We start from the raw sequence: 17436 nt of genomic DNA on the forward strand, positions 1-17436 counted from the left end.
AGGGAACCTTGATGTCCTACGACGCATCTGACGACTACTTCTTGGGTTATCCGAAGCTCCCCGAACTCCCCAGTCGCCCGGACGGGGAGGTCCTGGGTACGACCGACGTTGTGGTCACCGGTTTGGGAATGACCACGCCGCTGGGTGGCAACGTCCACTCCACCTGGGAGGCGCTGCTCGCCGGCGAATCCCCGATCACCGTGCTCGACGAACCGTGGGCTCGCGATCTGCCCGTACGGCTGGCAGGCCGACTGAGTCAGGAACCGACCGAGGTACTGGACCGGGTCGAGGCCCGACGAATGGACCGCTGCCAGCAGATTGCGATGGTGGCTGCCCGGCAGGCATGGGCCGACGCCGGCGCGCCCGAGGTGGCGCCGGAGCGGCTGGCCGTGGTGATCGGCACCGGCCTCGGCGGCGGGACGACGCTGGTCGACCAGCACGACCTGTCCTTGGCCAAGGGGCCGGGCCGCGTGTCGCCATTCGCGGTGACAATGCTGATGCCCAACGGTTCGGCCGCCGCCGTCAGTCTGGCTCTCGACGCCCGGGCCGGCGCCCACGCGCCGACCAGCGCCTGCGCCTCCGGAGCGGAGGCAATAGCCATGGGACTCGCCATACTGCGTGCCGGGCGGGCCGATGTGGTTGTCGCCGGCGGCACCGAGGCATGCATCGGCCGGCTGTCCATGGCGGCTTTCGCCCGCATGGGAGCCCTGTCCGGCCGTCATGAGGACCCTCAGAACGCATCGCGGCCGTTCGACAGCGCCCGTGACGGCTTCGTCATGTCCGAGGGCGGCGGCGCCGTCGTGCTGGAGCGAACCCAGTTCGCGAAAGCTCGCGGCGCGCGGATGTATGCCACGCTCGCCGGTACAGGGATAAGCTCCGACGCGCACACCATGACATCTCCGTCAGCGGACGGTCAGATCAGTGCGATCCGCGAGGCCTTGCGCTCCGGCGGCCTCGGCCCGCAGGACATCGTTCACGTCAACGCCCATGCTCCCGGTACGCCCGTCGGTGACCGTATCGAGGCGGCGGCATTGCTGGAATCGCTCGGTCCGCATGCTCTTGTGACGGCGACCAAGTCGATCACCGGCCATCTCATAGGCGGGGCCGGCGCGATCGAGGCCATCTTCACGGTCCTGAGCGTCTTCACCGACGTGATTCCCGCGACCAGGAGCCTCGACGACAAGGATCCCGAGGTGAAGGTGGAAATCGTCACGGGAACCCAGCGGCGCATCAGGGTCACCGCGGCCATCTCGAACTCCTTCGGTTTCGGCGGTCACAACGTGGTCCTCGCGTTCACCAAGCCCGCCTGACCACGGGCTCGGGACCGGCCGGAGGACAGGGGGCCTGCCCCGGCCTGTATGGCCCGCGGTGGCTGGGGCCGGTGCACGAGGCCGCTCCGCTGGGCCATCAGCGCCGCGTGCGTCCGGTTCGGCAACTCGAGCTTGGCGAGGATGCGCGAGACGTGGGACTTCACAGTGGCGAGCGTGACATGCAGCTCGTGGGCGATCTCCTGGTTCGACCTGCCCATGGCTATACCGCAGAGAACTTGGGTCTCGCGGCCGCTCAGGCTTGCCAGGGCGACCGCGTGAGACCGCTCATGTGGCGGCGGCAGGATCTCGAACCGATCGATCAACCGTCGGGTCATCGTGGGGCACAAGAAGGCCGCGCCGTCAGCCACCGCACGGACGGCTGAGATCAGCTCGTCCTGGCTGGCGCTCTTGAGCAGAAAACCACGTGCGCCCGCCTTCAGCGACCCGAGCAGATGGCTGTCAAGGGCGTTGCTGGTCAGGACAATTATCCCCGGCGCGACTCCGGGTACTGCCGTCCCCAAAGGCTCGGCTAGTTTCCGGATGAATTCGAATTCGGCATCCACGAGGACGACCTGCGGTCGCCGCAGCTCGGCCATGCGTAATGCGTCCTCGCCGACCCTCGTATCGGCGACAACCGTGACATCCGGCGCCTCCCCGAGGGCCTGCCGGAATCCGCGGCGCACGAGATCCTCATTGTCGACCAGCATTACTTCCAACGTACTGAAGTCGTCCATCATTCGCTCCGCCCGTGCGATTCGGAAGTGCCCCCGTTGCATTCGCGCAACCAGCAACCGGCACTGTGCGTTTCGCTGGCTGTGCTCGAGAATGTTTTCCGGTGCAGCGGTTGCGCGCGTGATGACCGTGGGGCGCGCCGAGCGCTACAGACAGCGGTGGCTGATAACGCGTACGCCCCCTGGCCCGCACGCACATCCCGACTAGGCTGAATGGCACCCTACGGCGGGATACTCCGCATCGATCCCTTCCGATGCTAAGGGGATTGGCAGTGCTGGTTCCAGGCAATGGCGGCCATGCTGTTGGCCGTTCCGGACACGGGGCGGCGGCCGACGAAGTCCCCACAGCTCCACGGCTGTTCAACCGAGGCATCGCAGGCGTGCACGCGATGGTGGACGTGGGCGTCGAGCGCGGAGTGCCCGTACCGGCATGCCTCGACGGCAGTGGTGTGGACGAGAACGCTCTTGCCGACGATGCCGCACATGTCCGGGCCTGGCAGGAGCTCACTGTGGCGCAGAACCTGGTCCGCGCCACGGGCGACGCTCCCGGCCTGGGGCTCGAGGTCGGCAGCCGGATTCCGCTGCGTAAGTACAGCGTGTTGGGCTTCGCACTGCTCGCCAGCCCGACGCTGCGCGAGGCCGCTGCTGTGGGACTGCGCTACCTGGAACTCACCTTCGCCATGGTCGGGATCCACCTTCAGGAGGACGGAAACGAGGTCCGTCTCGTCCTGGACGACGGGCTGGTGCCCCCGCCCGTCCGGCACTTCTTCATCGAGCGGGAAATAGCCAATATCCGGGCCATCCTTGACACCATTGTGGGCCGGCCCTTCACCCCCCTCCGGCTGGATCTGCGCTTCCCACAGCCTGAAAAGTCCGCGCCGTACGAGGCATTTGACGACGTGCCCACCGCCTTCGGGGCGCCGCGCAACGCGATCGTCACCCTCGCGGCGGTACTGGAGCAGTCGCTGCCGCAGGCGGACCAGCGCACCATGCAGGTGTGCGAACGCGAGTGCAGGCTCCTCCTGGCCCGGCGCACCGACGCCGGATTCGCAGCGCGGGTACGGGAACTGCTCATGCAGTGGCCGGACGGCATCCCCGACATGGGCGTTGCCGCAGCCGCGCTGCACGTCTCCACCCGCACTCTGCACCGGCGTCTGGCGGTGGAGGGCACGTCCTACCGGCGTCTGGTCGACGCAGCACGGCACGCTCGTGCTGTCGAGATGCTGTCCACCGTCGGACTCGGGGTCGACCAGATCGCCGTACGTCTCGGGTACGCCGACGCGGCGGCATTCATCCGCGCATTCCGCCGGTGGACCGGTGCGACCCCCGGTGCCTACCGAACGCAATCAGTACGCAACCTGTCGAGGGCCCACGAGTGAAGGACGGCCTGCTACCTCAGTGGGGCGGCGCGGTAATGCTGGCCGTGTACGCCGTGGTGATCGCCACCGCTGCGAGCCTCACTACACTGCGACGTGATGTCACCTAATGCTGGGTTCCTCAAACGGTGTACACATATCGGGGCCGTAGCGGGCGGGTTGGTGGTGTTGGTCTGCCGCCCGAGCGGTTGAAGCGGTGCAGCCAGCAGCGGGCCGTCTTCTGGCGACAGCCCAGCTCGTCGGCGATGCCGGCACGCGTAGCCCCGGCCAGCTCATCTCAATCATCCGGGCCCGCATCACCACGTCCCGTGGAGCCTTTCCGCGCCCGAGACAACCGGTGAACGATCCTGCATTCGTCCTCATCACTGAACTCGGCCGGGGATGAAACCATCGCCCAGCACCCGCCCCCGAGCACCCGAACCACCCCTGCGCCGCACGGTCGGCGGCCGCATCAAGCGCCGCCACGACCTCCTGGGCCTCCGCGGCTTGTCGTGGGAGTTCGAAGGGGCCGGGTCAGCTCGGTAAGGACGGGGATCCCTACCTGCACGATGCCGATCGACTTCATGGTGTCGCTGGCGCTGGACGGTGTGGTCACTGGCGTGCTGTTCCCGCGGTTGCTGTTCGTCCTGGACGGCACCGGCCTCACAGGCGTTCAGACGCGCATCCGCGCCCTCCGCGCAGCCGCCTCGGAACTGGCACTGTCCGGCTTCCTGCGCGACGTCCCCGTCCTGGCAGTACCCATGACCGACCTGCTCCAGGGCGGACCATCCGCACCCGTGTGGCACCCCATCCACGCCCCCGGCCGCCAAGTCCCCTGGAGCCAGGTCCGGCACCCGTAGACACCTGGCGCGGACGGAAGGCTTCCGATTCGCACGCACCCATACGATGCGTCATCGGAAACATGTCACGAGATGACGGACGTGACATACCAGCAGGTCAACAACTGTTTTCTGCTCTGCCGGAAGGACCTTCGGGCACTCGCAGCGTCAAAAGAGCGTCACGACTGGCCGGAGCAGCTTCCTCACCTAATCGCTTCGGCCAGGTCTGCCAACAGGGCGTCAGCCACCAGTTCCTCGACCACGGCGGTGCCGTGGTCGGTCATGGCACGAGTCAACTCTGGGTCCCAGGGAGCCTCGGTGAGGCGGCCGGGCTTAGGTCCGTGCGGTGTGCGGGCGACCGCGGCACGGTAGTCCGCCGCTGACATGTGCCAGGGTCGGGCAGGGGTCTTGTCCAGGAGATACGCGGCGATGCGGATGCCTTCGCCATCGAAGTCACCGTGGTAGCGGAGGATGGCGCCTTGGTCTGCGAGAAGGCAGAGGAGGTGGATGGCCGCGCTGTTGGGCCAGCCGGATGTGCACACGAGAGGCGGACAGGCCGGGCCGAAGCGGTGAACGGCCAGAGCCAGGATGCTGGGGTTCTCAACGGCGTGGACGACGGGTGCGGGATCGGAGGCGAGGGTGAACTCGCCCGGGGCCCGCGGTTGGGCGAGGGTCAGGCTGGCGGCCTGACCGACCTCGGCACAAACACGTGCCAAACGGGCGAGCGGGCCTTCACCGGCCGGGCGTAGTCCACCGACGAGAACGGTGGCCGACAGGTCGTCGTCGGCGATCCCCGCGCGAGTCCACAAGGCGCGCCGGTCCGCCGCGGACTCCGGCGCAGCGGTGTCGTGAAGGGTCGCCAGAGCACGGAGGACGAGGGTGGACAGGCGGGTGCCGTCGTCGAGTGCGTGGGAGTCGCCCTTCAAGACCCGGGCAGCGAAGACGGGCAGGGGCTCAGCCTGGGCCGGGAGTTCCGCGAGCACGGTCAGCGCGTCTGCGAGCAGCATTCGGGTCAGGTCCGGTGAGCCACCGACCAGACCGGTGGCTCGGCATGACGCGGTCCAGTCGGCGAGCGCGGGCTGGGCCCGCACGGTGGCATGACCGTCCAACCATGTCCACGGTTCGGCACGTTCGTCTTCCTTGCGGCGCCGTTCGGACGCGCGATCGTCGAGGGGGCCGACGAGTTCGGTGACGGTTTCACGCACCGTACGGCCGGACAGTTCGGTGACAGCCTCTTCCAAGCGGGCCAGCGAGACGGAGGGGTGAGGGTCCGGCAGGCGGTCCAGGCCGAGAAGGTTGGCGAGGGCCTCGCGCTGGGCTTCGTCGAGCGGTCCGAGGCGCACCCGTGTGACGGGGCGGCCGGAGGAGGGGCGGCAGTGGACCGTGTGCCAGAGCGGGCGAAGTTCGGGACGGCGCAGGGTGCGTTCACCCGGGGCCGGTTCCTTGTGGGTCATCCCGCCTCCAGGTCGGTGCCGTTCCAGACGAAGCGAGCGCTGGTGACAGCGTCATCGTCTGTCGGTGAGGAGTTGGTGGACAGCGATGCCGGGCAGTTCACCGTAGGTGCACCACTCGTGGTCGGAGGTGACCATGAGATCAAGGTCGAGTGCGGTAAGCAGGGCGAAGACCTGTCCGCGGTTGACCGCGTCGACGCCGACGAAGACCTCGTCGAGCAGGATGGGCCGGGGTGCCAGGGGCACGGCCTCGTAGTGGGCGGCGACGGCGGCGAACAGCGGCAGGTGCAGTGCGACCTTCTCTCCGCCGGAGAGTGCGCCGTGCAGCTTCTTGGTCAGCGGCTGCCAGCCGGTTCCGTTCGCCCGGTCGAGGCGCACGGTGAAGCGGTGCCAGGCGGTGTAGTCGAGCACCTTGCCGAGCTGCTCCTCCCAGCTCGCGGCCGTGTCGCTGCCCTTGGCCTCCTCGATACGGGCGCGGAAGAAGGCGTGCAGGGCTTCCCGGTCGGTCTCGTTGACCCGGCCGGGGTCCTTGAGCAGCAGCTGACGGGCGGTTCGGGTACCGTCCGGGAGATCCGGACGGACGTCCCAGACAAGCTGGACGGCGACGTTGGAGGCGGTACGAACCCGCTCCAGGTGCCCGTTCATGCGGTCGACGAGTTCGCCGGCCTGACGGATGCGGGCGGCAAACGCCGCCTGTCCAACGTGGTTTACCAGATCATGAAACGAGACCAACGAAACCACCTTGCCTGCCTGGATCCGGGTATGGACCGCGATGTCATGCAGTTGCTGAGGGGACTCGCTGACGACGGCAGGACCGTGCTGGTGGTCACACACTCCGTGGGCGAGTTGGGTCTGTGCGACAAAGTACTGGTCATGGCACCTGGTGAATATCTGTCGTATTACGGCCCCCCGGACGAAGCACTGGAATTCTTCGGGCACACCACGCGGGCCGACGTCTTCTCCGCCTTCGAGCAACACCGTGAGCACGACTGGTCGCGTGGGTGGCACGAGTCCCCGGGCGTGGAATCCACGATCCAGTGGGTGTCAAACCAGAAGTCCGTATCGACGGCGAGCATTCGTATCGCCTTCTTGACCAGTGGCAACGCGGCCCGTAGCCGCTTGTTGTAGCCGGACTGCTGGGGCAGGTAGGGGAACATCGAGGCCAGGTGTGCGTGCGCGTAGTGCAGCCAGCGTGTCTCGGAGGCGAAGCCGAGCAGTGCCTGCGCGACCGCCAGGCACACGAGTTCGGAGTCCGTCAACCGGGGTGGCCTGCCCATCCGCCGGTCCGACCCCAGGTCGTCGTCGATCTTCACGTACAGGGCGGTCAGCAGGGTGTCCAGGTCATTCTTCACAGGGCGATCTTGGACACCCTGCTTGCCGTCCCCGGACGTGGGGTTGGCAGGATACCTATTCCTGGTGTGCGGTGCTCTGTTGTGCAGTGTGCCGTTCGTAGAAGACGTTGCGTTCCAGGGGACGCCGGCCGGGGTGGCGCCGTTCCTCCGCCGGGTAGCCGACGGACACGAGCAGTGCGATGGCCAGGTCGTCGCGGCCCTCGATCCCGATCACCTTCTTCACCTTGTCCTCGTCCCAGCCGTTCATCGGCGATGTTGCTAGGCCCGCCTCGGTCGCGGCGAGCATCACGAACGAGGCCGCGATCATTGCGTCCTTGACCGCGTACTCGCGGAGCAGGCCGCGCTTGTCGAGGTCTTCTTGGAACGTTGTTGATGCCGCGGAGAACACGGCGATGAAGTCGTCGTTCCATGCTCCGCCGCGCCGGGCCTGGTCGTAGATGTCGCTGTGGTCGTCACGCCAGGACTGCGGCTCCGTGACGAAGACCAGTACAACGGGGGCTTCCTGCGGCTGCGGCTGTCCACCGGTGGCCCAGGCCAGCCTTTCGCGGCCCTCGTCGCTGGCGACCACGACGATCGACCGGTCTTGCAGATTCCAGCTGGTAGGCGCTTCGACGGCGAGTTCGAGCAGCGATGCGAGGACGGCTTCCGGGATCAGATCGGGCTGATAGTGGCGCACGGTGCGGCGCGTGCGGATCGCGTCCGCGACAGAGAGCATGTGTTTCGTCATGCCACTCACTATTGGAGAGGGACTCTCCACACGGAAGAGGGCACCTTTTTGTGCGCTACTCTCCCGGTATGAAGACCGTGGTGGAATCCTCCGGACTACCGGCCGACGCCTACTCCGCGAAGTGCCCGACACGCCAGGTCCTCGACCACATCGCTGGCAAGTGGACGATCCTGGTCGTCGACGCCCTCCTCGAAGGCACCATGCGCTACACCGACTTGAGCCGACGGATCGAGGGCGTCTCGCAGAAGATGCTCACCCAGACACTGCGCAGCCTCGAAGCTGACGGCTTCATCACCCGCACAGTGCACCCGACCATCCCGCCCCGGGTCGAGTACGACCTGACCAAGCTCGGCCAGAGCCTCGCTGAGCCCATCACCGCGCTCCGGCAATGGACGGAAGCCCACATCAACGAGATTGAAGGAGCCCGGGCCCGTGTCACCGCCGAAACCCCAGCCCGGTGATCTGCTGCTCCGAATGCCGCAGGCAGTGACAGTCGCGGGGAGTCGTCACTTCGGAGACTCCCCGCCCCGACATAGGACTTGATCGTCTAGAGTCGGCCGTATGACGCAGGCACCGGCCGAGGACCGCAGTGGGCGGTCTCGCGACGCGATTCTCGACACCGCCGGCGAGCTGATGTCGCAGCACGGCTACGCGGCCACCTCCATCTCGATGATCTCCGCCGCATGTGGTCTGCCGACCAGCTCCATCTACTGGCATTTCGGCAGCAAGGAGGGGATCTACGTCGCGGTGCTGGAGCGCGCCAGGACCACTCTGCTGGCGGCCCTGCCTCCGGTCGAGGTGCCGGGCGCCGACGTCGCGCGACGCCTGGACACCTTCCTCCAAGAGGTCGAGGACGCGCACCAGCGTCATCCGCACGGCGTGAAGCTGCTGATGGGGCTGAGCATCGTGCAACAGGACGCCAGCGCGGCGGCCGTGGCCCAGGTCCACGACTATCGCGACGCGCTGGTGACCTGGGCCCAGGAATCGGTGAGCGCCGTCTTCGGGCTGCGTGACCGCCCGGAGGTTTCGGACGAACTGGCCCGCTTCACCCTCCGGATGGCGAGCGGAGCCGCCGTTGCCCGCTGGTTCGACCCGGACGCCGCCCTGGAGACCGGACCGTTGCGCGTCGCGTTGCTGGCGCTGGCGGCCCACCACGGCGTTCCGATTCCCGACACCGAGTGCCAGGCCCACCCCTCGCCTGGCGTCACGGGCAGGGAATGACGACCCGGTATTTGCCGCCAGGGGTCTGCTCGGGCGGTTCACGGGCGCACTCGATGCCCACCCCGTCCACCTGGTGGGCGGTGAGCAGGCCGGCCAACCGCCTGCGCACCGCCTCCCACAGCCACTCCTGACCGGCTCCGGCGGCGGCCCGCACCCGCACGGTGGTGGGCGACGTCTGCACGATCTGGAACAGGTCGATGTCCGGGATGCTTTCCAGGAGCGTCTCGAACGCCATGGGCAAGATACGGACCAGCCCGCCGCCACGGCGCGGGAAGGACAGCAGATCGGCGGCCCGGCCTCGGGCCTTGATCGCGGGCAGCAGGTCTCCGCACGGGCACGGGTCCGCCCGCGGCAGGATGCTGTCGCCGAGGTCGTAGCGCAGGATCGGCTGCGCCCATCGGCGCAGGCTGGTCAACAGCACAGTGAAGGACTCCTGAGCTGGCAGGGTGGGGCGGTGGTCGGCGTCGACCGGCTCCAGGATCAGCCAGTCGCTGTGGATGTGCAGCCATCCGAAGGGGCAGCGGTATCCCAGCGCGAGGCTCTCGTTGCAGCCATAGGTGTTGACCAACTGCGCCCGGAAGGCGGAGCGGACCTGCCGGTGCTCGCGGTCGCTGAGGCCCTCGGCCACCAGCGACACCACGACCGGGGCGATGTGCAGACGACCGGCCAGTTGCTCGCCCGCGAGCAGCGCGATCACACTGGCGTAGCCGCCCAAGAGCACCGGCTGGTCCCGGTTGAGCTGGTCCACCGGTGCGGGCAGCGGGCTGTGCACCGACAGGACCCGGCTGCGCCCTGCGTGCAGCCGGCCCGCGGGAGCGGGCCATGACGGCGTACGCGGGCGAGATAGCGGCTCGTGGCGACGACGTGCGCCGACCGCATCCGACGGGCGAGCATCCGCGCCGTCGAGGTGGCGGTGAGGGTGCGGTAGGCGGCGCGCAGCGACAGGGCCCTGACCGCCGCCGCGGCCCGGAGACCAGGTATCTGCCCAGGAAGCGCTCGCCGACCCGTTCGGGATCGGCGACGAAGGCCCGTACGCGGTCGATGGTCGCCTTCCGATCGGTGACCCAGTTGTCGAAGTGGGCCATGAGCGTCTGTTTGTGCGTCACCGGCAGCAGCGCCGGGTCCTGCACGCGGTCCGGCGCGGTCCGGTACGTCTCTCGGTAGTACGGGGAGTAAGTGCGGGCGAAGGCGACCATCGCGGCCAGGTGCTCTCGCTGCCGCATCGCCAGCGCGTCCGGCCCCTGCCGCAGGGCCCGGCGCCCGTCCCGCACCAAAACGAACGTCGAGGTCATCGCATGGCTCCTCCTGGGTTGGGGGAAGGCTGCCAGAACGCGCAGTGGTGGTCGGCCGCGAAACCGGTCGTGGGGGCGATTCGGTCCGGTGCCAGCACCTGGATGCGGTCCCCGGCGGCCGTATGGCGCGACCACGCCGGTGCGCCGGGCCCGTTGGGATTGCCAGTGGCAGCGAACCGCGCCCAGTAGGCGGTCATCGTGGCGGACAGCCGCCGCTGGGCAGGCGTCAGGGGCCGTACGGCATCCATGGGGAAGAGGTAGGCCAGCTCGGAGGCGTGGAACGCGCCCTGCGGGGTGTGCGGCGCTGGGATGAAGGGCGGCGCCTCGGGGTCGTTGAACTCGTAGGCGTACACGGGCATCCGGCCGCTGTACAGGCGGCTGTCGGCCTGTGCCGGGCAGGCGAACCGCTGGTCGGTGCCGACGGCGGAATAGGCCAGGTTGGGGGACGGATATGCGGATGCGGGATATGTACCGAGAACCGCGGCTGCACGGCCGCCGTACTGGAGCCTGATCAGGGCGGCGTACGAGGCGGGGGTCAGCGGGCCGCCGCCGAGCAGATCCACGTACAGCGCGGTGAAGTAGCGGTATTCGTCGTGGGCGCTGCCGCTCAGCGTCGGGACCGCGTTCACCCGGCCGTCGGCCCACGCCGTGTGCGCGGGGCGCGGAAGGACGCGCGGACCGGTGTTCGCTCCCCACAGGGACGTGGGGCCGGTGCCGGTGGCGCGGAGGAGCTCGGTGGTGGGTACGGCGCGCAGACAGGCCGCCGCGGTCGACGGATCGGCGCAGCCGACCGAGGACGCGAAGTCACTGCCCTTCCGCTCAGCCGCGTCGAGCGTGAGTGTGGTGAGACCACCCTTCGAGGCGCAGCTTCCGCTCTGCTGAATGGCCCGGTGGAACAGGCCCTTGGCGGTCGGCGAGGCGATATGGAGACAGGTGTCCGCGGACCCGGCGGACTGGCCGCCGAGCGTCACCCGGTTCCGGTCGCCGCCGAACGCGCCGATGTTGCGCCGCACCCAGCGCAGGGCGGCCTGCTGGTCCATCAGACCGTAGTCCCCGGAGGCGTGGTCCGCGCTCTCGTCCGACAGGGCGGGGTGGGCGAGGAACCCCAGGGCGCCCAGACGGTAGTTGACCGTCACGACGACCATGCCGCGGGCGGCTAACGCGGCGCCGTTGTAGTCGCTGCCCGCGCCGTAGACGTTGCCGCCGCCGTGCAGCCACACCAGGACCGGAAGGTGTCGGCCGCTCGGGCGGGCGGGGGTCCACACATTGAGGTACAGGCAGTCCTCCGTGGTGCTGCCGGTGCGATTGGACTCACCGGGCAGGATGGGGCCGCCGTCGGGTAGCAGCGTCAGTGGTACCTGGGCGCAGGGGTGGGCCGGTGCGGTGGCATCCCGTACGCCGGACCACCGTGCGGCGGGCCGCGGCGGACCCCAGCGCCGCTCGCCCGTCGGCGGAGCGGCGAAGGGGATACCCTGGAAGACCCGCCCGCCGTCACGGCCCACGGCGCCGCGCACCCAACCGTGGGAGGTGCGCACGACCAGGGGGTCGCCCCCGGCCGAAGCCGAGGACGGGAGCGGGATGAGTGATAACGACAGGGCCGCAACGGCGGTCATGGCCCGGACGATAGTGTGGCCCAGGCGTTGGGACAGGATGGTGCCCGGACCGTCAATCCGGGTGCGGCGCAGATGGAAGGACAGGATGCGGCGCAGGACGGGAGATCGCGTCACAAATCGCTCCTGATGCCGATGCGGGTGCGGGTAGGGGCTGTCATGGCGTGTGCTCGTAGGCGCCGATGTCGCAGGCGGCGCCCTGGGGACGGCCCACACCGCGCTGATCGGTGGCCGGGCAGCCGTCTGCCGCGTCCAGGGCGGGGCTGCCGGGCAGCAACGCGGCGGTGTCGGTGGGGCCGCCGTTGTCCGCGAGCGGTCCGGTCAGCGGGGCACGGCTGGGCAGATCGCCCGCGCCGGTGAGCCGGCAGCTGCCGTCGCCGTCGAGGTTGTGGCCTTGCGACTCGATGGCGGCGAAGGCCTTCTTGCAGTTGGCGGGCGCGCCGGCAACGGTGTTGCCCGCGACGATGGAGTTGCGCAGGGTCATTCTCCCCAGGGGTAGATCGATGATGTCGGGGATCGGCGCGGGCAGGCTGTCGAGGTAGGCAGGAGCGATGTTGATCCCGCCACCGCCGTCGCTGGAACTGTTGCCGATGATGGTCGAGTTGAGAATCTCCACGGGCCCCCGGCCGCGGATGTCGATGCCTCCGCCGTACCCGGCGAGGCTGCCGGGGCGGTCGCCGGGGTTCGTCACCCGGTTGTCCGCGATGGTCGAGTTGGTCACCGTGCCGGTCTCGTCGAACCTGATGCCGCCAGCCTCTCCCGCGACGTTCCCGCTGACGGTGCTGTCGATCAGATCCAGGTGGGAGTCCGGGATGTTGAAGATGCCGCCGCCGTAACCGGCCGAGTTCCCGGTCACGGCGACCCGTCGCAGCGTCATGTGGTGTCCGTTGGCGATGGCGCCACCACCGGTGTCGGTGATGGGCAGTTCGCGCTCCTTGGCCACTCCCCCGGTGATCGTCAGATCGGACAGCTGGGAGTCCGCCTGCATGCGGAAGGCCCGGTCCACGTGGTTGGCGTCGATGACGGTGGTCCGTGCCCCGGCGCCCTTGATCGTGATGGGGGCGGCGACGTTCAGGTCGCCCGTGGCCGGGTCGGGGTGGTCGCCGTTGATCAGCCGGGGGTTGGGCGGGATGGTCAGCCGGTAACGGCCGGGAGGCAGAGTGATCGTACTGCCCGGTTGGGCGTTGGCGGCCATCACGGCGGCGCGCAGGCTGCACGCGCCCGAGGCGGTGCTGCACCGGCCGTCCGACGCGTCCGCGTCCACCTCGTCTGATGTCGTGTTCACGGTGAACTCCGCCGGTCCGGTGGCGTCGGACGCGGCGGCGCTGGAGGCGGGAACGGCCAGGGGCGCCGCCACGGCGATGACGGCGGCGAGTGCCGCCGATGGGGTGCTGAACCTCATCCGGTGAACTCCTCTGGGCGAAGAATCTGGGCGTGCGAGGTCGCTGTTTCCTGCGAGGACTTCTTGCTTGTGCGCGATCGCTGGCTCGTGCGAGGAAATGGGCCGTCCCGGGCCGATGTGTTGCGAGGGAGCAGCGAGGCAGGCCGGAGGACAGCAAAGGGCCCGGCAGAGCGAGTGCAGCCCGCGCTCTGTAGCGAGCGTTCCATTCAGAGACACCCGTGTCCAGAGAAATGACGGCGGACTGACGCTCTGTCACCGTTTGACGGCGGCCCGCGCCCAAATCACGGGTGCCCCGAGCAGCACGCAACGTCCGCCCCGGGGCACCTTCCCCGAAACATGACCTGCTCCCGTCCGAGCGGCACAACAGCCTCCCAGAACGCGCCTGCTGGTCCGGCCGCGGAGGCGCATGCCCTCCCCGCGGCCCGGACCGTACTGAGATCATGGGTCACGCTGAAGGAAGCGGCGATACCGAAGAACAGGGAGCACCGCCTCTGGTGATCCAATACAAGCAGGACGACGCCTGGGTCACCGCCGTCCCCGGCAACTGGGACTTCAACTCCATCGCCCCGCTCACCGAGGCCATGGAGAATGCCGCCGGGGAACACGCCCTCCTCGTCGTGGACGTCTGCGCCGTCACCTTCGCGGACTCCTCGTTCCTGAACCTGCTGCTGCGCATCCACAATTCCGGCACGACCACACTCCGCCTGGCCGGCCCCCTGCCGCAGCTGCAACGCGTCCTGCAGCTCATCGGAGCCGACACCGTCCTCGACGTCCGCCCCACCCTCCACGACGCCACCACCCTCTAAGAAGCCCACCCGTGGCTGTTCGATCGGACCGCGTGATGCGCGCACGCTCCGTCAGGGAGCCAGAACCCGTACACACGCCCGGGTCACGGGGCCGGTCAGCTGTCCGTCACGCTGGACAGCCCACCACCGGCTCGACCAGGCCGAGCGCACCGGCTTCCACCTGGAAGAGCAGTCGCCCCTGACGTATGTCCCTGCCATCGCCGGACGCTCGTGGCTCAGGTGCGTGACGACGTCATGACCACACCCGAAGGCGTGCAGGCCATCTGCGACGCCATCCCGGCCGGGGACAAGAAAATGGACTGGATCAAGGGCAGCACATGCCGCTTCGACGGCTACAACTACTCCGGCGAGCATCCGGAGGAGGCCATCAACTGTTCGCCGACCACGTCCGCTGACGGGACCACCACATTCCCCAGAGCACCACGTCTCCCCCCGCCGGCTGCGGCCAGGCCCCCTCCCTGAGACGGGCCGGTAGCGGGTTCCGACCCACCTCAAATGCGCACATATAGCATGTCTTGTGCATTTCGGATTTTCTCGTTATTGATTAGGTAGTCCTTCGGGCAGATCGATACAGGGCGCGGGAGTCTGGGCCCGGGGGAGCGCCCCCCCGAACTCGTCTGGGTTGGACATGGTCGTGCAGGACACAGATTCGGGCGGTGGCCCCCCGGCACAGGGACGGCCGGCCGTCGGCCACCCTGGGGTGTTCCGGGAGCTGCTGCCCATGGCGGTGTGGGCGGTCGATCACGATGGGCGGATGTGGCAGTGGGCGCTGGCGGCGCAGGACCTGCTGGGCTGGAGGCCGGAGCAGATCATCGGCCATGACGGGCTGCCGCTGCTGGTTCCGGAGTGCAACCGGGAACTGGCCAGGGAACTGGCCGCCCGGTCCTGGGCCGGGGAGACGGTGGTGGGGGCCTATCCGGTGCGGCACCAAGATGGGCACACGGTCGAGATGGAGATGTGGATATCCCCGATCACAGATCCTGCGGGACAGCCCGGAACGCTGGTGATTGCTGCCGAGACCTCTGCCGTGGGGCGGATGAGGGAGTCGCTGGCGGCCTTGGAGGGGCTGTTCGCTCAGTCGCCGATCGGTCTGGCCCTGTTCGACCGGGAGCTGCGCTATGTGCGGGTCAACGATGCCCTTGCCGACATGAACGGCCGGCCCGCCGCCGCGCATGCGGGCAAGCGGATACGCGAGATAGTCCCGGGGATCGATCCTTCAGCCGTGGAAGCGCTGATGCGGCACGTTCTCCAGACGGGGCGTGCCGTGCTGGACCGCCGTACCGGCCGCACCGCCGCCACCCCCGAGCAAGACCGTGTCTGGTCCTCCTCCTACGCCCCGCTGACCGGCAGCAACGGCGAACCGCTCGGTGTGATCGCCTCGGTCATCGACATCACCGAGGGGCAGGCCGACCATGTGCGGGCCGAGCGGGCACGTCAGCGGTTCGCGTTGCTGGCCGAAGCCGGAGAGCGCATCGGCACCACCTTGGACCTGCGGCAGGCGGCCCGCGGGCTGGCTCAGATGCTGGTGCCCCAGCTCGCCGACACCGCTGAGGTGCTGCTGTTGGAGGACGTGCTCGCCCCAGACGATGTGGGCGCATCCGCCCACGACCTGCTCCACTGCCTGGCCACGGCGGGGCCCGGCCCCGCCGCGCCTGCGCGGCGGCCGGCCCCGGAGACGACGCATCGCATCCCACCCGGATCGGTGTATGCCACTGTCCTTGCCAGACGGCGCGCCCGGACTGTGCCGCTACCTCTACCCCTGCTGAGCGCTGGGAACCCCGATCCGACCGCGGGGCTCTTCGGCCACAGCGTTCCGGGCATGGCGCGTGTCATCCCGCTGACCGCCTGGGGCAAGGTGCTCGGTCTGGTGATCACCACCCGCACCGGCGGTGAGCCGTTCGACGAGCAGGACACGGTGCTCATCGACGAGCTGGTCGCCCGGGCGGCGCTGAACATCGAAAACGCTCGCCTGTACGCCAGCCGCCACCAAGCCGCCCTCACCCTGCAGCGCAGCATGCTCAAGCCGCTGCCCACGGTGCCGGGGCTGGAACTGGCCAGCGGCTATCTGCCGGCCAGCAGCGACAACGAAGTAGGCGGGGACTGGATCGAAGCCCTCACCCTGCCCCACGGCAGGACCGGCCTGATCGTCGGCGACGTCATGGGACACGGCATTCGGGCCGCGGCGGTCATGGGCCAGCTGCGCACCGTGGCTCGCACCCTGGCCTCGCTGGACATCCCACCAGGCCGTTTGCTGCATTATCTGGATGTCGCAGTGACCGATCTGGGCGAGAGTGAACTGGCCACCTGCACCTACGCCGTCTACGACCGGGCCACCTCCAGCTGCCTGATCACCCGTGCCGGTCATCCCCCGCCCGTCCTGGCTGACCCGCACGGCACGGTTCGGTTCCTCGAGGGCACCTGCGGCGTCCCGCTCGGTGCCCCACACGATGCTCCCTTCGAGACCGAACACGTCCCGCTCCCATCCGGCAGCATCCTCGGCCTCTACACCGACGGACTGATCGAAAGCCACGACCACGACGTGGACCACGGCATGCAGCAGCTGGCCCACGCCCTGCGCGAGCCCAGCCAGGCACTGCAGGAGACCCGGGACCGCCTCCTTGCCCACCTGCTGCCCGCATCACCGCATGACGATGTCGCGGTGCTTCTTGCCCGGCCGCGATGATGAACCGGCCGGCCCACGCACGGCCACGGGTGCATGCCACCCGGAACCGGCGTGACACCAGCCTTCGAATCACACACCATCACCGGGGACAGGGCGAGCGGCACTATGGGGGGAGAAAGATGTTGAGGTAAGTGGATGTCATTGACACCTGAGCAGTCGAGGGCTCGTCCCGACATACCTCCGCCTGCAGGTCAGTGTGCGCCTTTGGACGCGGCCAACGACGCGGCTGCGGTGGTGAACGATGTCGGCAGGATCATGGTGTGGACCCCAGGGGCGGAAGAAACCCTCGGATACCCCGAGGCAGAAGCGGATCGGCCAGTCCGCCGCGATGCTGCTTGCCGACCCGGGCGACCGGTTCCGTGCGACGGGAATCGCCGAGCACTGTCGCACGGGTGCGGGGTGGAGCGGACTTATACAGGCCCGCCACCGCGACGGCCGTCGCATCGAATTGACGCTGCGGGTGTCCGCGTCGTTCCACCTCGGCGGGGACGACTGCTATCTGGTCTCGGCGCGCGAACAGAGATCGCAGTGGACCATGGGGTAGTCCGTGATGGACGGGTTCTTAGAAGTCATCTCATTTGGTTGAGTCTGCGGTAGCAGATGAGGGTGCAGGCGATGCTGGTGAAGGCCAGGAAGTGGCTGGCCTTGCGTTCGTAG

General features: G+C 68.7%; 16 protein-coding genes and 2 pseudogenes. 9 read left to right on the forward strand and 9 right to left on the reverse strand.

Annotated elements, in window-relative coordinates:
* Positions 1–11 precede the first annotated feature (11 nt).
* The gene (locus ACFY1J_RS44460; RefSeq protein ID WP_390712996.1) at positions 12–1310 is read left to right on the forward strand and encodes a beta-ketoacyl-[acyl-carrier-protein] synthase family protein; all 1299 of its coding nucleotides are present in this window, start codon (positions 12–14) and stop codon (positions 1308–1310) included.
* Here the strand turns inward: ACFY1J_RS44460 and ACFY1J_RS44465 are convergent.
* Positions 1274–2017 (reverse strand): LuxR C-terminal-related transcriptional regulator, encoded by a 744-nt coding sequence (locus tag ACFY1J_RS44465; protein ID WP_390712995.1) that lies wholly within the window; start codon positions 2015–2017, stop codon positions 1274–1276. The genes ACFY1J_RS44460 and ACFY1J_RS44465 overlap by 37 nt on opposite strands.
* Before the next feature lie 413 nt (positions 2018–2430).
* On the opposite strand from ACFY1J_RS44465, the gene ACFY1J_RS44470 reads away from it, so the two are divergent.
* Positions 2431–3420 carry an AraC family transcriptional regulator gene (locus ACFY1J_RS44470; RefSeq protein ID WP_390733199.1) on the forward strand — a complete coding sequence of 330 codons (990 nt, stop codon included), beginning with the start codon at positions 2431–2433 and terminating at the stop codon, positions 3418–3420.
* Positions 3421–3538: 118 nt separating this feature from the next.
* Here ACFY1J_RS44470 and ACFY1J_RS44475 read toward each other — a convergent pair whose 3' ends face one another.
* Positions 3539–3688: a helix-turn-helix domain-containing protein gene (locus ACFY1J_RS44475; protein ID WP_390713015.1), complete on the reverse strand. Its 150-nt coding sequence runs from the start codon at positions 3686–3688 to the stop codon at positions 3539–3541.
* A 277-nt stretch (positions 3689–3965) separates the two neighbouring features.
* Here ACFY1J_RS44475 and ACFY1J_RS44480 point away from each other — a divergent pair, with 277 nt between their 5' ends.
* Positions 3966–4256: a hypothetical protein gene (locus ACFY1J_RS44480; RefSeq protein ID WP_390712994.1), complete on the forward strand. Its 291-nt coding sequence runs from the start codon at positions 3966–3968 to the stop codon at positions 4254–4256.
* Positions 4257–4438: 182 nt separating this feature from the next.
* On the opposite strand, the gene ACFY1J_RS44485 is transcribed toward ACFY1J_RS44480, so the two are convergent.
* Entirely contained in the window at positions 4439–5689 is a 1251-nt protein-coding gene (locus ACFY1J_RS44485) for a TIGR02679 family protein (protein ID WP_390733191.1), read from the reverse strand.
* Positions 5686–6370: pseudogene (locus ACFY1J_RS44490) on the reverse strand (SbcC/MukB-like Walker B domain-containing protein); the annotation flags it as partial. The pseudogene ACFY1J_RS44490 and the gene ACFY1J_RS44485, both read right to left, overlap by 4 nt.
* Before the next feature lie 63 nt (positions 6371–6433).
* Between ACFY1J_RS44490 and ACFY1J_RS44495 the strand changes: the two are divergent.
* Positions 6434–6700 (forward strand): annotated as a pseudogene (locus ACFY1J_RS44495) (ABC transporter ATP-binding protein); the annotation flags it as partial.
* Here ACFY1J_RS44495 and ACFY1J_RS44500 read toward each other — a convergent pair.
* Together ACFY1J_RS44500 and ACFY1J_RS44505 are read right to left on the reverse strand one after the other, a co-directional pair.
* The gene (locus ACFY1J_RS44500) at positions 6586–7038 is read right to left on the reverse strand and encodes a hypothetical protein (protein WP_390713394.1); all 453 of its coding nucleotides are present in this window, start codon (positions 7036–7038) and stop codon (positions 6586–6588) included. The pseudogene ACFY1J_RS44495 and the gene ACFY1J_RS44500 overlap by 115 nt on opposite strands.
* Positions 7039–7093: 55 nt before the next feature.
* Positions 7094–7765: a nitroreductase family protein gene (locus ACFY1J_RS44505; RefSeq protein ID WP_390733192.1), complete on the reverse strand. Its 672-nt coding sequence runs from the start codon at positions 7763–7765 to the stop codon at positions 7094–7096.
* Between the two features lie 68 nt (positions 7766–7833).
* Here ACFY1J_RS44505 and ACFY1J_RS44510 point away from each other — a divergent pair, with 68 nt between their 5' ends.
* Both ACFY1J_RS44510 and ACFY1J_RS44515 read left to right on the forward strand, forming a co-directional pair.
* Positions 7834–8226: a winged helix-turn-helix transcriptional regulator gene (locus ACFY1J_RS44510; RefSeq protein WP_390733193.1), complete on the forward strand. Its 393-nt coding sequence runs from the start codon at positions 7834–7836 to the stop codon at positions 8224–8226.
* Positions 8227–8326: 100 nt separating this feature from the next.
* A complete protein-coding gene (locus tag ACFY1J_RS44515) occupies positions 8327–8986 on the forward strand; it encodes a TetR/AcrR family transcriptional regulator (RefSeq protein ID WP_390713338.1) in 660 nt (219 codons plus the stop codon).
* Here the strand turns inward: ACFY1J_RS44515 and ACFY1J_RS44520 are convergent.
* The 3 genes from ACFY1J_RS44520 to ACFY1J_RS44530 all read right to left on the reverse strand — a co-directional run bounded on the left by ACFY1J_RS44520 (position 8970) and on the right by ACFY1J_RS44530 (position 13290).
* Entirely contained in the window at positions 8970–9758 is a 789-nt protein-coding gene (locus tag ACFY1J_RS44520; RefSeq protein WP_390713337.1) for a hypothetical protein, read from the reverse strand. The two genes, ACFY1J_RS44515 and ACFY1J_RS44520, sit on opposite strands and share 17 nt — an antisense overlap.
* 516 nt (positions 9759–10274) lie before the next feature.
* Positions 10275–12005: a carboxylesterase/lipase family protein gene (locus tag ACFY1J_RS44525; RefSeq protein ID WP_390713336.1), complete on the reverse strand. Its 1731-nt coding sequence runs from the start codon at positions 12003–12005 to the stop codon at positions 10275–10277.
* Positions 12006–12045: 40 nt separating this feature from the next.
* A complete protein-coding gene (locus ACFY1J_RS44530) occupies positions 12046–13290 on the reverse strand; it encodes a choice-of-anchor Q domain-containing protein (RefSeq protein WP_390713335.1) in 1245 nt (414 codons plus the stop codon).
* A 494-nt stretch (positions 13291–13784) separates the two neighbouring features.
* Between ACFY1J_RS44530 and ACFY1J_RS44535 the strand changes: the two genes are divergently transcribed.
* The 3 genes from ACFY1J_RS44535 (at position 13785) to ACFY1J_RS44545 (ending at position 16779) form a co-directional block, all read left to right on the forward strand.
* Positions 13785–14096 carry an STAS domain-containing protein gene (locus tag ACFY1J_RS44535; RefSeq protein WP_390733194.1) on the forward strand — a complete coding sequence of 104 codons (312 nt, stop codon included), beginning with the start codon at positions 13785–13787 and terminating at the stop codon, positions 14094–14096.
* 234 nt (positions 14097–14330) lie between these two features.
* Positions 14331–14558, forward strand: coding sequence for a hypothetical protein (locus ACFY1J_RS44540; RefSeq protein WP_390713333.1), 228 nt, complete (start codon positions 14331–14333; stop codon positions 14556–14558).
* Positions 14559–14730: 172 nt separating this feature from the next.
* On the forward strand, positions 14731–16779 hold the full coding sequence (locus ACFY1J_RS44545) for a SpoIIE family protein phosphatase (protein ID WP_390733195.1): 2049 nt from the start codon (positions 14731–14733) through the stop codon (positions 16777–16779).
* Positions 16780–17436 lie beyond the last annotated feature (657 nt).

It is taken from the genome of Streptomyces sp. NPDC001406, assembly GCF_042895285.1.
GTDB lineage: Bacteria > Actinomycetota > Actinomycetes > Streptomycetales > Streptomycetaceae > Streptomyces.

Excerpts from the sequence above, each read along its gene's own strand:
- ACFY1J_RS44460 (WP_390712996.1), top strand. The coding sequence starts at position 12 with ATGTCCTACGACGCATCTGACGACTACTTCTTGGGTTATCCGAAGCTC.
- ACFY1J_RS44465 (WP_390712995.1), bottom strand. The coding sequence starts at position 2,017 with ATGCTGGTCGACAATGAGGATCTCGTGCGCCGCGGATTCCGGCAGGCC.
- ACFY1J_RS44470 (WP_390733199.1), top strand. The coding sequence starts at position 2,431 with ATGGTGGACGTGGGCGTCGAGCGCGGAGTGCCCGTACCGGCATGCCTC.
- ACFY1J_RS44480 (WP_390712994.1), top strand. The coding sequence starts at position 3,966 with ATGCCGATCGACTTCATGGTGTCGCTGGCGCTGGACGGTGTGGTCACT.
- ACFY1J_RS44485 (WP_390733191.1), bottom strand. The coding sequence starts at position 5,689 with ATGACCCACAAGGAACCGGCCCCGGGTGAACGCACCCTGCGCCGTCCC.
- ACFY1J_RS44505 (WP_390733192.1), bottom strand. The coding sequence starts at position 7,765 with ATGACGAAACACATGCTCTCTGTCGCGGACGCGATCCGCACGCGCCGC.
- ACFY1J_RS44510 (WP_390733193.1), top strand. The coding sequence starts at position 7,834 with ATGAAGACCGTGGTGGAATCCTCCGGACTACCGGCCGACGCCTACTCC.
- ACFY1J_RS44515 (WP_390713338.1), top strand. The coding sequence starts at position 8,327 with ATGACGCAGGCACCGGCCGAGGACCGCAGTGGGCGGTCTCGCGACGCG.
- ACFY1J_RS44530 (WP_390713335.1), bottom strand. The coding sequence starts at position 13,290 with ATGAGGTTCAGCACCCCATCGGCGGCACTCGCCGCCGTCATCGCCGTG.
- ACFY1J_RS44540 (WP_390713333.1), top strand. The coding sequence starts at position 14,331 with ATGACCACACCCGAAGGCGTGCAGGCCATCTGCGACGCCATCCCGGCC.